This is a genomic window from Aquiflexum balticum DSM 16537 (assembly GCF_900176595.1).
In the GTDB taxonomy this organism is placed as follows: Bacteria; Bacteroidota; Bacteroidia; order Cytophagales; family Cyclobacteriaceae; genus Aquiflexum; species Aquiflexum balticum.
Map to the genome: position 1 here is coordinate 3,000,362 of NZ_LT838813.1, position 15,196 is coordinate 3,015,557.

Annotated in this window: 16 protein-coding genes; 13 read left to right on the forward strand and 3 right to left on the reverse strand. The window is 39.3% G+C overall.

The features are described 5' to 3' along the window. Window positions 1–22 precede the first annotated feature (22 nt). The 9 genes from B9A52_RS12745 to B9A52_RS12780 all read left to right on the forward strand — a co-directional run bounded on the left by B9A52_RS12745 (window position 23) and on the right by B9A52_RS12780 (window position 6,223). Window positions 23–667, forward strand: coding sequence for a CPBP family glutamic-type intramembrane protease (locus B9A52_RS12745; protein ID WP_084120827.1), 645 nt, complete (start codon window positions 23–25; stop codon window positions 665–667). A 591-nt stretch (window positions 668–1,258) separates the two neighbouring features. Beyond that, window positions 1,259–1,894 carry a CPBP family glutamic-type intramembrane protease gene (locus tag B9A52_RS26560; RefSeq protein ID WP_084120828.1) on the forward strand — a complete coding sequence of 212 codons (636 nt, stop codon included), beginning with the start codon at window positions 1,259–1,261 and terminating at the stop codon, window positions 1,892–1,894. Between the two features lie 202 nt (window positions 1,895–2,096). Next, a complete protein-coding gene (locus tag B9A52_RS25535; protein WP_157370144.1) occupies window positions 2,097–2,270 on the forward strand; it encodes a hypothetical protein in 174 nt (57 codons plus the stop codon). Then, window positions 2,254–2,898 carry a CPBP family intramembrane metalloprotease gene (locus B9A52_RS12755; protein ID WP_084120829.1) on the forward strand — a complete coding sequence of 215 codons (645 nt, stop codon included), beginning with the start codon at window positions 2,254–2,256 and terminating at the stop codon, window positions 2,896–2,898. Before B9A52_RS25535 ends, B9A52_RS12755 begins: the two co-directional genes overlap by 17 nt. Beyond that, on the forward strand, window positions 2,879–3,574 hold the full coding sequence (locus B9A52_RS12760; RefSeq protein ID WP_084120830.1) for a hypothetical protein: 696 nt from the start codon (window positions 2,879–2,881) through the stop codon (window positions 3,572–3,574). The genes B9A52_RS12755 and B9A52_RS12760 overlap by 20 nt, the downstream gene beginning before the upstream one ends. A 17-nt stretch (window positions 3,575–3,591) precedes the next feature. Beyond that, window positions 3,592–3,801 carry a hypothetical protein gene (locus B9A52_RS12765; RefSeq protein ID WP_084120831.1) on the forward strand — a complete coding sequence of 70 codons (210 nt, stop codon included), beginning with the start codon at window positions 3,592–3,594 and terminating at the stop codon, window positions 3,799–3,801. A 158-nt stretch (window positions 3,802–3,959) separates the two neighbouring features. After that, a complete protein-coding gene (locus B9A52_RS25540) occupies window positions 3,960–4,118 on the forward strand; it encodes a hypothetical protein (RefSeq protein ID WP_157370146.1) in 159 nt (52 codons plus the stop codon). 199 nt (window positions 4,119–4,317) lie between these two features. Continuing rightward, window positions 4,318–4,512, forward strand: a complete 195-nt coding sequence (locus B9A52_RS12770; protein ID WP_084120832.1) for a hypothetical protein — start codon at window positions 4,318–4,320, stop codon at window positions 4,510–4,512. Window positions 4,513–5,830: 1,318 nt separating this feature from the next. Continuing rightward, window positions 5,831–6,223, forward strand: a complete 393-nt coding sequence (locus tag B9A52_RS12780) for a hypothetical protein (RefSeq protein WP_084120834.1) — start codon at window positions 5,831–5,833, stop codon at window positions 6,221–6,223. 52 nt (window positions 6,224–6,275) lie between these two features. Here B9A52_RS12780 and B9A52_RS12785 read toward each other — a convergent pair whose 3' ends face one another. After that, window positions 6,276–8,270, reverse strand: a complete 1,995-nt coding sequence (locus B9A52_RS12785; RefSeq protein WP_084120835.1) for a urocanate hydratase — start codon at window positions 8,268–8,270, stop codon at window positions 6,276–6,278. A 347-nt stretch (window positions 8,271–8,617) separates the two neighbouring features. Between B9A52_RS12785 and B9A52_RS12790 the strand changes: the two genes are divergently transcribed. Beyond that, complete coding sequence (locus B9A52_RS12790; protein ID WP_084119221.1) at window positions 8,618–9,946, forward strand: IS110 family RNA-guided transposase; 1,329 nt, start codon at window positions 8,618–8,620, stop codon at window positions 9,944–9,946. Between the two features lie 166 nt (window positions 9,947–10,112). Here B9A52_RS12790 and hutI read toward each other — a convergent pair whose 3' ends face one another. Together hutI and hutH are read right to left on the reverse strand one after the other, a co-directional pair. Then, window positions 10,113–11,357, reverse strand: coding sequence for an imidazolonepropionase (hutI, locus tag B9A52_RS12795; RefSeq protein WP_084120836.1), 1,245 nt, complete (start codon window positions 11,355–11,357; stop codon window positions 10,113–10,115). A gap of 137 nt (window positions 11,358–11,494) precedes the next feature. Further along, complete coding sequence (hutH, locus tag B9A52_RS12800; RefSeq protein ID WP_084120837.1) at window positions 11,495–13,066, reverse strand: histidine ammonia-lyase; 1,572 nt, start codon at window positions 13,064–13,066, stop codon at window positions 11,495–11,497. Window positions 13,067–13,385: 319 nt separating this feature from the next. On the opposite strand from hutH, the gene B9A52_RS12805 reads away from it, so the two are divergent. From B9A52_RS12805 to B9A52_RS12815, 3 genes are all read left to right on the forward strand, one after another. After that, the gene (locus tag B9A52_RS12805) at window positions 13,386–14,261 is read left to right on the forward strand and encodes a LysR family transcriptional regulator (RefSeq protein ID WP_084120838.1); all 876 of its coding nucleotides are present in this window, start codon (window positions 13,386–13,388) and stop codon (window positions 14,259–14,261) included. Window positions 14,262–14,408: 147 nt separating this feature from the next. Next, window positions 14,409–14,696 carry an AbrB/MazE/SpoVT family DNA-binding domain-containing protein gene (locus B9A52_RS12810; protein WP_084120839.1) on the forward strand — a complete coding sequence of 96 codons (288 nt, stop codon included), beginning with the start codon at window positions 14,409–14,411 and terminating at the stop codon, window positions 14,694–14,696. 112 nt (window positions 14,697–14,808) lie between these two features. Continuing rightward, window positions 14,809–15,144 carry a type II toxin-antitoxin system PemK/MazF family toxin gene (locus tag B9A52_RS12815; protein WP_084120840.1) on the forward strand — a complete coding sequence of 112 codons (336 nt, stop codon included), beginning with the start codon at window positions 14,809–14,811 and terminating at the stop codon, window positions 15,142–15,144. Window positions 15,145–15,196: the final 52 nt, after the last annotated feature.

The following is a 15,196-nucleotide window of genomic DNA, read 5'->3' on the forward strand; positions in this document are numbered from 1 at the left end:
CTAATTTATAAATATTAAGAACATGAAAACATTCGAAAAACTTTTATCCTTTTTGAAAGCTCCTTACCAGGCAGATACTTACAGTAATATTAAAATCAATGATTTCATATTTCTTTTACTCATTACCATTTTGGTAGTGGTGCCATATGCTTTAATCTTAAAATGGGCAGGAATGGATCAGTTTGACAATATCATGATGGAACTGTTGGAAAAGAATAAATGGTTATTGGCCATTATTGCTATATTTTTGGCTCCGGTTATAGAAGAACCTATTTTTAGGCTTCATCTTGATCTTAAGAAGTCTTCCATTTGGTGGGGTTTGGGATTGTCTTTATTGATGATTTCTGGAGTCTGGTATCCTGTGGCTTTGATATGGGGTTATTTGATTTTTCTCTATATAATGATATCTAAAGGGCAAAAGCCAAATCTTAAAATTGTAGTATATTGTTCATCGGCGCTGTTTGCTTTGGTACATATGACCAATTTTACCGAATTCGATTATGGCAAATATTTTTACCTCGTACCGTTCTTAGTGGCAGCCCAATTTGTAGTAGGCTTGGTTTTGAGCTACATCAGGTTAAACCATGGTATGAAATGGGCCATTATTTTCCATGGAGTTTACAATGCTGTTTTGATAATTCCGGCTGTCTATTTTTATGAACCATAAAAAATAGTGAAAGACTATTTCACCGACTTGGATTTAAGTTTATTTATCAATTTAACAAATTATTAATCAAAAATACTAAATATGTTGTGAGAGAGTTAGGTATTGAAAGAATGGAGATGGTCAATGGGGAACTGAATAGTGCTGATGTTGCACTGGGATGTTATTTGTTGTTGGAATTGCATTTGTTCCGATCTCGCTAGCCTCCACAATTTCAACAGGAGGATTGGGCGGATTTGGTGTTATTTGGGGAATGGGGATGGCGGCGGCTAGTTGTACTGTATTTGCTTATTCTGTAAGATGAAAATTTTAGTGTTATTAAAATATTTGTTTGGTGCTATTGCTATTGCAGCTATCGCTATTGCAATTATAAAATGGAATTTCTATTTTATTATTGGTTCCCTGCCCTTGTTTTGGGCGGCATACTCACTTCACAAGTCAATATTGAGATTAAAAAATGGTAGTTAATTGATGAATTATACACCAAGATTTATTTTGTGACTTCTGACTTTCAATTATCTTTTGTGATCAACTTTATTTCCTTTGGTCGGCAAATATAAAATTTGATTTTCAAAAAACCTTTTCTGTTCAATTATGATCAAAAGACTTTTATACTTTTCCCAAACAGGCGAAATCCAAGAAGCCGAAAAAGAATTAACCCCTGCATTTTTCGCAAAACTTTTATTTGTGAAGTTTGGCTTTTTGTCGGTTTATATTTTGGTAGTGGCATTGGTTTTTGGGTTTGAGATTTTTCAGGCGTTTGAAAGCAAATCCAGTAAAAGTATTCCAGTTACATTTTTGAATTTGATAATACTAGCTCCGGTTTTGGAGGAATCGATCTTCAGAAATCATTTGAACATGAAACCTAAAAACCTGATTCTAGCTGCCCTAATAGCGGTAATTCTGTTTTGGGATGAAGGATTCATCTTCATTATGTTGGGGTATTTTACTCTTGTTTGGTTACTAAGAAATAGAATTAACCCTAAAATCAAACTCTTATTGATTTACTTTTCCAGTCTTCTGTTTGCATATGCTCATTATTATCAATTTTTGGATTGGAATGATATGGGAACCATAATGAAAGTCATTTTTAGATCATTTCCCCATTTTCTATCTGGAATAATTTTGTCATATCTGTATTTTCGAAATGGTATATTGATATGTATGTTTTTTCACGGATTGTGGAATTTGTTACCCTTTTTTAGTGAATGGGTTGGAAGAGTCTTTTAGATATGTTTTTAAGTTTAACACGGTAGTTAAGACCTAAAAAATACAAGATTTTTTTCAAGTGCTGTTTTTATGCACGGAGCAAGAGTAATTTAGAATCATGATCAGAAGCCTGAGAAAATGCTAGCTAAAAATCAGGCAGACTGAGATTGGGAAAATCCAACGCCCGGCAAAGGTTGGGAGTAAAAGGAAAATTGTTTAAATTATGGAAAAGTTTAAGGAATTGAGTTTGCATGAATCTTTAGAAATTTCAGGCGGAATTAATCTTCCAAAAATTTGGGAAGCATTAAAAACCGCATATACTGCTTTAGAGATTCAAGACGCTATAAATGAATTTGTGGACGGTTGGAATTCTGTTGACTGTGAATGTAAAAAATAAACAGGAAAAAAAGGGTGTAGTTTCACCCTTTCCACACAATCTATTTTTTGAGAAAAGAACCTTTGTTTTTTTCTCCCTTCTCTTTTTGAATCTTGTTCTAGTAAACATAGTAGATTTTTTTGATTTGAGTAATTATTTTTCAAATCCAGGTGATGGGATCGATTTCAAGGAGGATTTTTTGTTTATTATTGTTTTTTTTGGTTTTGTTATACCAATTTTTGAAGAATTTGTTTTTCGTTTTTGGGTTCGCGAAAAAATTTCAAAAGTTATTCTTCCTTTAGTTTTATTAATTCTTTACATAGTTTATTTAGATTATCATTGGTTTTTCAACATAACCTTTGTAATTATTTTTGTTGTACATGTATTTTATATTTCTCAAAATACAGATAAAACTCTCATTATTTCATTATTAAATGGTGCTGTTTTTGCAATTTTCCATATCGTGAATTTCCCTGTTAATGAACTGGTGTCAGGGTTCATTTATTTCCCTATCCTTTTTTTACCGCAATTTGTATTAGGTGTTTTTGTCTGCTTCATTAGAAAATTCGGATTTAGATATTCTGTATTTTATCATATTTTATATAACTCATTGTTAATTTTAATTGAATATGTCAGTGTTTCAATTTAATTATCTGCTAAGGAATGATTCTATCTTAAAAAAAAATGGAATCAAGAATATTGATTTTGGTTATTTTATCTTATTTGGAATCAATTTAGGTGTGATAATTTTATTCGTTGTATTTAATTCTTACTTAGATTCTGGTGTAATTGACTCAGGTCGTTTTGATATTTCTGATTTTAAAAATGGATTTGTTATTTTTTTCATAATGGCTGTCATAGTTTTTCCCTTTTTAGAAGAGTTCATTCATAGGTCTTTTGTTTCAAAAAGAAAATACGTTTTTTGGAGTATTATTTCTGTTGTGATTTACTTCTTTCTTTTAACAGATTTTTCATTTTTTAGAATCTTAGTTTTTTCATTTTATATACTTTTTCTTCTTTCTATAATTTTTTCATCAAAATTGTATCAAAATAAAATTTATCTTTTGCTATTCTCTTCTTTATTTTTTGCACTTTTCCATGTTTTTAAGTTCGAAGGTTTTCAGAACTATCCCATATCCAATTTGGTATTTAGTTTATTCCCTCAATTTTTTACAGGGTTCATTTTGTTTTTTGTTCATTCTAGGTATGGGTTTTTCGTTGGAGTTGTGCATCATGGGTTAATAAATGCAGTTTTATTGATTATCATTTATACAAGTTTATTATTATTTGAACAAGAGATGTCAGCCTCTTTGATTGCTGATTAATATAAATCAAAAGTAAGATGAACGTTAACAAAAATTCTTTTAAGGATCTTTCAGATCTAGAAATGAGAAAAATCAGTGGTGGAGGAGATTCCATCTTTTATAAGTTAGGTCAAGCTGGTCATAAAGCTTGGTGTTATGTTAAAGATGCGTGGGCAGATTTCAGAGCCACGCCTTCCTCTGGACATGGTGGGGTTACTGGAATTGGTAATCATGGAGCCACAAATTAGCTCGACATTTTGATCAAAAAATCCAGATCGGTATTTTATCGATCTGGATTTTTCTATTTTTTAAAGTTTCTTTTTTGCATTGATGATTAGTGAAAATCACGTATCCATCCGATAATCCGTGTATTTCCAGATATGAGATTGCTTTATAATGTTACATCATGAAAAAGATCAGCAACAATGAGTATTTTGATCTGATCTTCAGATGGCAGGTTTTAGGTAGGAGTAAAGCTAATTTTGCCGAGGATGAGTATATTTCAAGGACGAACCTTATTATTGTTTCCCAGAATGGAGAATCCGTGCCGCTGACATCATGGTGAGCTCTTCACGAGACCACAGGAGCGGAGAGTTCAACGGATTAAATAGCATTGTTGAATGCTATAGCATTTTTGATCACGGAGCAAAGCTAATTTAGAATCATGATCAGATACCGAAAACTATTCTAGCTTAAAATCAAGCAATCTGTAATTGGGAAAACCCAGCGGCCAGTAAGGGTTGGAGAAAAATATTGTTTAAATTATGGAAAATTTTGATGAATTGAGTCTTGAGGGGATGCAGGTTGTAAAGGGGGGATCAGGATCGCCTGAATACTGGTCCAATGTTGTAAATGCGATAGGTCAATTTGGGTGCGATCTAAAAAATGCAGCATATGATTATCCAATCAGAACTGCAAAGCATGGTTGGGCTGATTCTATTGGAAAAGTTGAATTATAAATTAAAGTACCATGAAAATCATTAAAATATTGAGATTATTTATTAGTGTTGGGTTTCTTATCAATGTATTGAATGGATTGTTTTTTTATGAAAATATTGTTGTTTTCAAAATATTCGGCAAGTTTGAGACTACCAAATTTATTTTTGTTTTAATTAACTTAGCGTTATTTTTTATTATGTTTCATCCATTTCTTAAAATCAATAATAAAAAAAGATCTCATGAAAATAAATGATTTAAATCCTTTAATTTGATTTGGCAATTAGGGTAAGTAATGGTTTTTTCTAGACATAATAAGTCTTAATTGGAACCTAGACGAGGATGAATTTAAAAACAAAGTATATTCTTGAATATCCAATTAAATTAAATCATGAAAAATTTTGCATCTATACTATTCATAATATCATTTACTGTTTGGGGGATGAATTGCCTTTATATAATTTTTTTCATGAGCAATGAGGATGATTTTTATTTATTTGGAGCGTTTCAAACAAATAAAATTGTGTCCGTAATGGCTTACGCAATACTTTCTATTTTTTCATTTATGTTTATAAAAAAAAATAGAACCAGGAAAGAAGGCAAAAATTGAAAAATATTTTTTTTAAAAATTATCTCCTAAAACCCCAAAACCTCCTCATTCTCCATCTCCGGAACCGTCCCCTTTAATCCAGGAGTCCTTTTCATCTCTCGCTTTATTGCAAACAAAGCCTCCTTATTTCCGGCCCAAGCCCAATTTTGGATCACGGAGCAAAGGGTAATTTAGAATCATGATTAAAAGCCGGAGAAAACGATAGCAAAAAATGAGGCAAACTGAGATTGGGGAAACCCAAAGCCTGGAAAAGATTGGGAAAAATTTAAAAATTTATTTAGATTTTAGAAAAGTTTAAGGAATTGGGTTTTGAGGAAGTGCAAGAGATTGAAGGGGGATGGATGAAGGAAATCGTAACTACAGGAATTGCATATAGTGTTTATTTGTATGTTAACAGTTACAGATTTATCTAAGGTTTTAAAAAATTTTGAAAATGAACTGATGGATTTGCGTTTGTAATAGTAGGAGTGCATCAATCGCTCCATTCAAACTCTATGTTTTATGAGAAAATCATTCTGGATAGTTATTTTGGGAATTGCATTACTATTTGTAGTAATTTATTATACAATTTATTGGGAGAGATTTATCGAAGGATTTAAAATAGGGTGGAGTTGATATCCTCCTAAAAATCAACAATGATAACTATTTATAAAAGTTTTTGCGTCGTGGGTTTCCTGGCTTACCACAGTGGATATTTACCGGGGAAATAAAAAACACATATAAATCAAACAATGCAGAACGATAAATTGACTCTTCCAGATCAATCAAAGCCCATCTTTTTTACCAATAAAAGGGTCATCGCTATCCTACATGTATTGGTTTCAATAGTAGGGTTAATTTTTTATGCTGAATTAGAGCAAATTATCGGAGAGGAGCATTTGATTTTAAGGCTTGCCTTGGTTTATGGTTTGTTATATGTTTTCAAACCTAACAAAGTCTTCGAAAAATGGTCTTTTTTGCCTTATCTCTATCCTGTGATCTTCTTTATTGTCATTAATTTATTGGGATTTGCAAATGCGGAGGGAGTAACTATCTATACGAAAATTATAGGTTTTTCATTGGGGTTTTTATGGATCATTCTTTTGGAATGGACAGCGGAGAAGCTTCGACCGTCTGTTTCTTGATTTTAAACTGATTTAGTCAAAATGGGTTAATTTCCATCCAAAACAATTAAATCTAAAACCCCAAAACCTCCTCATCCACCATCTCCGGCAGCCTCACTTTCAATCCCGGAGTCCTTTCCATTTCCCTTTTAATCGCAAAAACAGCCTCCCCATTTCTGGCCCAAGCCCTTCTTGCAATCCCATTGTTCACATCATAAAAGAGCATGGATTGTAGCCTTCGGTTGGCTTCTGCCGTCCCATCGAGGAGCATCCCAAAACCCCCATTGATCACCTCGCCCCAGCCTACACCGCCGCCATTGTGGATAGATACCCAAGTAGCGCCGCGGAAGCTGTCACCGATCACATTGTGGATGGCCATATCGGCGGTAAATCTGCTGCCGTCGTAGATATTGCTGGTTTCCCGGAAAGGGGAGTCAGTACCGCTGACATCATGGTGATCTCTGCCCAGGACTACGGGAGCGGAGAGTTCACCGGATTGTACTGCCTTGTTGAAGGCTTGGGCGATCTTGATCCTTCCCTCGGAATCGGCATAGAGGATACGGGCCTGTGAACCCACCACCAGTTTGTTTTTTCCGGCTTCTTTGATCCATTTGATATTGTCCTGCATCTGTTGTCGGATTTCGGTAGGGGCGGAGGTCATGATTTCTTGGAGTACTTTGGCGGCTATTTGATCGGTTTTCTCCAGGTCTTCCCCCTTGCCCGAAGTGCAAACCCATCGAAAAGGCCCGAAACCATAATCAAAACACATAGGACCCAAAATATCCTGCACATAGGAGGGATACCTGAAATCAATGCCATTCTCCGCCATCACCTCGGCGCCTGCGCGGGAGGCTTCCAACAGGAAGGCATTGCCATAATCGAAAAAGTAGGTTCCTTTTGCTGCATGTCTATTGATCGCAGCGGCCTGTCTGCGCAGGGATTCCTGGACTTTGCTTTTGAATTGCTCCGGGTCATTGGCCATCATAGCATTGGCTTCTTCGAAACCCAAACCTACAGGATAGTATCCACCTGCCCAGGGATTGTGCAGGGAAGTCTGATCGGATCCGAGTTCTATCGGGATGTTTTCTTGATCAAATTTCTCCCAAACATCCACCACATTCCCCAAAAAAGCGATGGAAACCACTTCCTGATTTTCCTGGGCTTTTCTTACCCGTCCACAGAGCTTATCCAAGTCTTCCATCAATTCATCCACCCAACCTTGTTCATGTCTTTTGTAGGCAGCTTTTGGGTTGACCTCGGCACAGACGGTGATACAGCCTGCGATGTTCCCGGCCTTTGGTTGGGCGCCGGACATGCCACCCAATCCAGCTGTCAGAAATACCTTGCCCTTTGGATTGATGGCTGCACCAAGTTTTTTTCTAAAGGCATTCATTACGGTAATAGTGGTACCGTGGACAATCCCTTGCGGGCCAATATACATATAGGAACCTGCGGTCATCTGCCCGTATTGGGTGACGCCAAGGGCGTTGTATTTTTCCCAATCATCAGGCTTGGAATAATTGGGGATCATCATGCCATTGGTGACCACTACCCTTGGGGCATCTTTGGAAGAAGGAAAAAGTCCCATGGGGTGGCCCGAGTACATGTGCAGGGTTTGTTCCTCAGTCATTTCAGCCAGGTACTGCATAGTCAACAGGTATTGAACCCAATTTTGAAAAACAGCTCCATTGCCTCCATAAGTGATCAGTTCCTGTGGAAGTTGCGCCACTGCAGGATCAAGGTTATTTTGGATCATCAGCATGATGGCTGCTGCCTGTTGGGTTTGGGCCGGATATTCCGAAATGGGTCGGGCATACATTTGATATTCCGGAATAAAGCGGTACATATAGATCCTTCCATATTCCCGCAATTCTTCAAAAAACTCCTGCGCCAGTTCCGCATGCCAAGCCTTGGGAAAATAGCGCAGTGCATTCCTAACCGCCAGTTTCTTCTCTTCCATACTTAATATGTCCTTGCGTCTTGGAGCATGGGAATAATCGGGATTCGGTGTCTTTTTGGGAGGTAGGGTTGAGGGGATGCCTTGGAGAATTTGTTCTTGGAAGGTCATTGTTTTTTAATTTATTGGGTTTTTTGATTTTAAGGGATATATGGTGGAAATACGCTTTGCGAAATATGCCTTCGGCGAAATAATATGGAAAGAGCTTGTCCTTGTCACCTCGAGTTTACAACATTTTTTCAGAAACATACGAAAAAGGAATGACATGGTAGTAAATTAGAGTAACCTTGAGCAGTATGGCCGTCCCATTGTATAGTGCCCCGTGCCTGTCCTCGAGTGTGGTCCTGTTTGATTGAGAACGAAATAGTGGTACAGCAATATGCTTGTCCGAATGGTAGCCTGCCTTTTACAGTTCTTCAAACAGGCTTAAGGCCAATATTTCTTTATCAGGTAGTTTTATGAAAAAGATCCATCAAAACACAGCTGGTATCGATATAGGCTCCAGGAGCATCTATGTCGACATCGAAGGAAAAGAAGTCGCGAGTTTTGAAACCTTTACTTCAGACTTCAGGAAAGCCGCAGTTTATCTAATAGAAGCAGGTGTCACTTCTGTTGCCATGGAAGCGACCGGCAGCTATTGGGTTATTCTCTATGATATCCTTACAGAGGCAGGACTTGATGTCTGGCTTGTTGACGGACGCCAGACCAAACAGGTCCCAGGCAGGAAAACCGATGTGAAAGACTGTCAGTGGATCAACCAACTCCACGCCCATGGGCTGTTGAACAGGTGCTTTGTAGCTGAAGGTCTGATGAAAGAGCTCCGCTCTTACCAAAGGCTCAGAGAGGACCATATCCGGAGTATGTCCATGCATATAAACCATATGCAGAAAGCACTTATTGAAATGAATATCAGGCTTCCCGAGGTTCTCAGCCAGGTGCACGGTGCCAGCGGAACGGTGATGATAGAAGCCATCCTCCAAGGAGAAAGGGACCCCCAGAAACTACTTTCCCTGTGCCATCACAGTCTGATAAAGAAAAAGGGTGAGAAAATAGTAAAAGCTCTTGAAGGGTTTTATACCGAAGCAGGACTGTTTGCACTTAAACAGGCCTATGAGGCATACAGGTTTTACAAAGCCCAGATATCAGACTGTGATAAGAAGATCCAGGATACATTCAATAAGCAAAACATGGACCTGTACGAGTTCCCAAAAGGTATGAAGCGAAAACAGATCAGGCATAATAAACCCGATGTTTCGGATTTGGGAAAATACCTTCTGAAAATATTCGGTGGCAAGGATGCCACCAAGCTGTCCGGGTTCACCGATTATACATGGTTTCAAGTGTTGACCGAAACGGGTCCGGATCTTTCCAGATGGAAGACCGAAAAACACTTTACCAGCTGGTTGGGGCTATCCCCTGGCCAGCACCAATCGGGTAGAAAGAAAAAGAACAAGTCCAAAGGCAGACCGAAAGCCGGCCAGATATTCAGGGTAATTGCCCAAGGGCTATTGAACAGCAAGAAAATTGCACTCGGGGCATTCGGCAGAAGACTATGTGGAAGAAAAGGTCCGAGGGTAGCCATCAAGGCCATGGCAAGAAAACTTGCAGAGCAATATTGGAGGTTAATGGTAAAAGGATCTGATTTTGTAGAGTTCGGTATAAAATATTACGAGGAAATCATGCAAAAACAAAAAATGAAATTGATACAAAGGCTAGCAGTGGAACTGAACATGGATATTGTCCCACAAGAAATTGAAGAGAAAATCCTTAATTTACATGAAGAATGATTTTATGTCATTGGTACGGCAGGAGAGGTCTACTTCCTTTGGGTTTAACAGATTTCTCTCTACGTTCGAAATGACAAGGAGAAGCATTTTTGTATTAGAAACACAATCGATTCATCAAGCATATTTCTATATATTTCTCCGAAGGCATATTTCCATCATATTTCATTTAAACCCTAACCCCATTTTTAAATACCATTCCAGGTTTCAACCTCCCCTGCTGATAAGTAATCTCCCTATAATCATCTGTAGGAAAAAGGATGATGTCCGCCAATAATCCTGATACGAGGTGACCTCGGTCATTCAGGTTAAGGGCAGCTGCAGCTCTGCAGGTTATTCCTGCCAGAACTTCCGCATTGCTGAGTTTCTCAAAGGTACCCAAGATTGAAGCTTGCATCAGCAGATCTCCCATAGGTGCCGAACCGGGATTCCAATCAGAGGCGATGGCTAGTGAAGCACCTGCATCCAACAGTTTTCGGGCCGGGGTATATGGGACTCCCAAACCCATGGAAGCGCCGGGCAAAGCAACAGCAATGGTGTCCAATGCGGCGAGTATTCTAATTTCTTTTTCTCCACTTGCCTCTAAATGATCTGCTGAGATGGCTCCGAAATCAACGGCTACCTGCGAACCACCGGCGTAAAACTGATCCGCATGCACGGTGATGTCAAAGCCCATTTCTTTTGCCTTGTGGAAATAGGATTGAATATCTTCGGCAGAAAAGGCAGTATCTTCTATAAAGGCATCAATACGATTGGACAGACCTTCTTCTTTGAGGATTGGGAATAATTCTTCCGCAATGGCTTTCAGGTAATCCCGGTGGGTTCCTTCAAAATCCTTGGGTGGAATATGGGCCGCCAAACAAGTTGGGATAAGATCCGCATGGGTATTTTCTCTGGCTTGTTTGATTGCCCTGAGCATTTTCAATTCTTCTTCCACAGATAGGCCATAACCACTTTTGACTTCTATGGTCGTGATGCCGTCTTTTAAGTGCCTATTGGCACGTTGGATTGTCAGTTGGACAAGTTTTTCCAAACCGGCTTTTCTGGTTTTTGTTACTGTGTCCCATATGCCGCCACCGGCTTTGGCGATTTCGAGATAGGATTTTCCTGCATTGCGCATGGCGTAATCTTTTGCCCTGCTTCCGCCAAAACAGATATGGGTATGGCAGTCGATCAGCCCTGGTAAGGCAACAAAGTCACCTTTGAGATTCAGGATTTCCGCACCGATGGATTGTGCTTCAGGATACATATCCCAATAACTTCCGATCTGAAGGATGCGGTCATTTTTGATCAGGATTCCTGCTTCAGAAATTATTTCCATCTGCTCGTCTTTCAAGGCCCCCTTTAATGGAAGGTTTGCCATGGTGACAGCTTGGCGGATGGGACCAATTAGGGTGTGTTTGATGGTTGGCATGGTTGTGTTTGTTTCGTGGTTTTGGTTGGTTCAATTCGCCGCGGCGAATGGACCGGTATATTTCCAGTCTCCAGACTGGATAGTATGCAGTCTGAAGACTGCAGCTAAGTTAGTCCAAGTCTGAAGACTTGAACTAGCTAGTACCTATCAAACTCCCCTGACCAAGGAGTCTCAAGCTCCAATCCTTCTTTTTCGGCAATTTCTTTGGCTAAGGTAAGCAATTCCCCACTTTGGATCATCTCAATGGCGGTCTCCATATCTTCATACATGATCTGGTCTTCGGTGACGTGTTTGATTTTGGTGCGAACATGTTCGTAGAGGGTGGTCATTATTTTTCCTGACTTTAATGGCGCATGGAAATCCACCGCCTGGGCAGCACAGAAGAGCTCGACCCCGAGAATTTTTTCCACATTTTCTATTACCTGAAGGGCCTTTCTGGCTCCGATCGAACCCATACTCACATGGTCTTCCTGGCCTAGGGAAGTAGGAATGCTGTCTGCGGAAGAGGGGAAACAAAGCCCTTTGTTCTCACTTGCCAAAGCCGCAGTGGTGTACTGAGGGATCATAAAACCGGAATTCAGCCCTGTTTCTTTCAGGAGTAATTTGGGCACTCCGGGAGTATCTCCTTCCAAAGAAAGGTAAATCCTCCGGTCAGAAATATTACCGAGTTCCGAAGCAGCCAAGCAGGCATAATCCAATGGCATAGCTATAGGTTGGCCATGGAAATTGCCGCCGCTGATGGTATGGTTTTCATCGAAAATAACGGGATTGTCGGTCACGGAATTAATTTCTATCTCCAGGATTTGCTTCAGGTGCAACCAAGCATTCCTTGAAGCCCCATGAACCTGTGGCATGCAGCGCAAAGAGTATGGATCTTGAACTCTTGCACAAGTAGTATGGGAATGTACGATTTCCGATTCATGGAGCAGGTTGAGGATGGATTGGGCTACATGCTGATTACCAGTGAAAGGTCGCAGTTGGTGGAGTTCAGCGGAAAAAGGTTTGATTGATCCCAAGAGCCCTTCCAACATCATGGCTCCGGTGATGTCAGCATGGGCAAGGATGTTATAAAACCTATCAAGGATTTTGACTCCAAAAGCAGCCATAAACTGAGTGCCATTGATCAAAGCCAATCCTTCTTTGGGTCCCAAGTGAATAGCTTCCAACTGATGTTGCCGCAATGCTTCAGCTGAAGAAAGGGTTTTTCCTTGGTAATGTACTTTTCCCAAACCGATCAATGGTATAAACAAATGGGAGAGGGGTGCCAAATCACCTGAGGCACCTACTGAACCTTGTTTGGGTACTACAGGAATTACATTCTGCTCAATATGCCAGATAATCCTATCGAGAGTCTGTTCATTAATCCCCGAATAACCCTTGGCCAAAGCATGCAGCTTGAGAATCAACATCAGTTTTGCGATTTCTGTAGGAATGGGTTCACCCAATCCGACTGCATGGCTTTTGAGCAGGTTTTCTTGGAGTTTACGGGTTTGGTCAGGGGAGATCAATGTGGTACAGAGCGGACCGAAACCTGTATTGATGCCATAGACAGGTTTGCCATTGTCGACTATTTTTTCTACTGCCGCAGCGCTTGTTCGTACTTTTTCTCTGGTTTCTTCGGAAAGAATTCCTTCGATTTCATTCCTTGCGATTCCAAGGGCAATGGAAGCGGTGAGGTGTTCTTGGCCGTATTGGAAGGTTTTCATCATAAAGAAGTTTTTTGTCTCCCGCTAAGGCGCAAAGGCGCAAAGAATAGGGAAGTTTTATAATACAAAAATAACTTTAATGATTGATAATTATAAATACCAACAAAGTCATTAATTGATTACTTTGAGTTATTACTAAAAATGAGTATTTTTACAACTTGCAAATAGAACAAACTAATAAATGGGAATCTTTAAGGTCACAATCCGTGACCATAAAGAATGATCCTTTTTATTTCTGGAATATAAACTTGACTTAGCAACAGGAGTGTAAACGAATAAATTTTGATTTCTTTGCGTCTCTGCGACTTAGCGGGAACCCATTATGACAATTGAATTAAGACACCTAGAATACTTCCGTGCCGTAGCCGAAGAACTGAATTTCGGCAGGGCAGCAGAGCGCTTGTTTATCTCCCAACCTGGTCTCAGCCGACAGATCAAACAGATGGAAGAGATCCTGGAGGTGCAGTTGTTTGAAAGAACCAAAAGAAAAGTGGAACTAACGGCTGCTGGGCATTACCTCAAGTCGGAGGTGGACTATATCTTCAATCACCTCGAACTCACCAAATCCCAACTTAAGGAAATTGCAACAGGGAATATCGGGGAGTTAAGAATAGGCTTTCTGGGTTCTGCTGCCCATACTGTTCTGCCCGAACTGCTGGTAAAAATCTCCCAACAATTCCCGGGTATCCGGACTACCATGGAGGAACTCAGCAATACTTTGCAGGTAGAAATGCTGGAAAAAGACAAATTGGATTTGGGTTTTGTGCGATTGGCACGGGTTCCTGAAGTACTTCAGATGAAAATGGTGCATCAGGATACTTTCTCTGTGGTATTGCCTTTGGACCACCATTTGGCAGAACATGAGTTTAAACATGTAGGCCAATTGAAAGAAGAAAACTTTATTCTCTTTTCCCATGACTATTCTTCCATTTATTATGATAAGATCATGTCCATTTGCGAGGATCAGGGTTTTTCTCCCCGTATCACACACAAATCTGTCCATGCCCTGACCATTTTCAAATTGGTGGAAGCAGGATTGGGAGTCGCCATTGTGCCGACATCACTTCGCCAAGGTTACGATTTGAAGGTGAAGTTTATTGAGCTGGACAAGATCAAGCAAAAAACGGAGCTCTATGCGGTTTGGAAGAAGGGGAATAGGAATCCGGCGGTTTCTAAAGTTTTGGGGTTGTTGAAATGATATATACTTCGTGAAATTTATTGAAATATACCTATGGTGAAATATTGCAGAGCCAATTCTATTCAGGTATTATCTTAATTATCTGTCCCATTGGTGAAAAAATTTTAAAATGTTATAACTTGTTATTACTTTTCCCTAAATTTAAACATGGAAACTAAAATCAGAAAAATCGGTAACAGCAGCGGGATTATTTTGCCCAAAGCATTGATTGATAAATATGATCTTGCTGAGGTAATAATAGAAGATCATGGTGATGGAATTATCATCAAACCGGCTAAGAAATCTATGTTTCAGACCAAAATGGAAGAGGCTAGGAAAAACAAAAAAGCTATCTATTCTGAAATAGAAAAGCAGGCTTCTCATCCAGAAATGAAGGTCTTTTATGAACGGGAAGCAGAGGATTGGGATGGCATAGATACTGAAATCATGGATTGATGAAATCAAGGATAATGCAAGCGACACGCAAAGGGATGATTACCATTTATGCGTAGATTCCAACCCGACTTTCGGGACAAGTCCTGACCAATGAAGAACAAAATATAATCAGATGAAAAACGGAGAGATATGGTTGGTAAATTTTGAACCGCAGGTTGGCCAAGAGATAAGAAAGACCAGACCAGCCATCATTGTCAATTCTGATTCCTTTGGTGTCTTACCATTAAAAGTGGTAGTTCCCCTTACTGATGGAGCGAAGGCAGGTATGGCATGGATGGCCAGAATTTATCCCAATAAGCAAAATGGATTAAGTAAGGAATCTTTGGCGGACTGCTTTCAAGTCAAAAGCCTTTCTGAAAGAAGGTTTGTAAAGAAGTTGGGCAGTCTTTCAGATGAGGAAACGGCAGAAGTAAAGGTTTGCTTGGCAAAGGTTTTGGAATTATTTTAAATAGGTGAAAAGAATTTTTATCAAATCAGTATCTGTATACGATGTTATATCG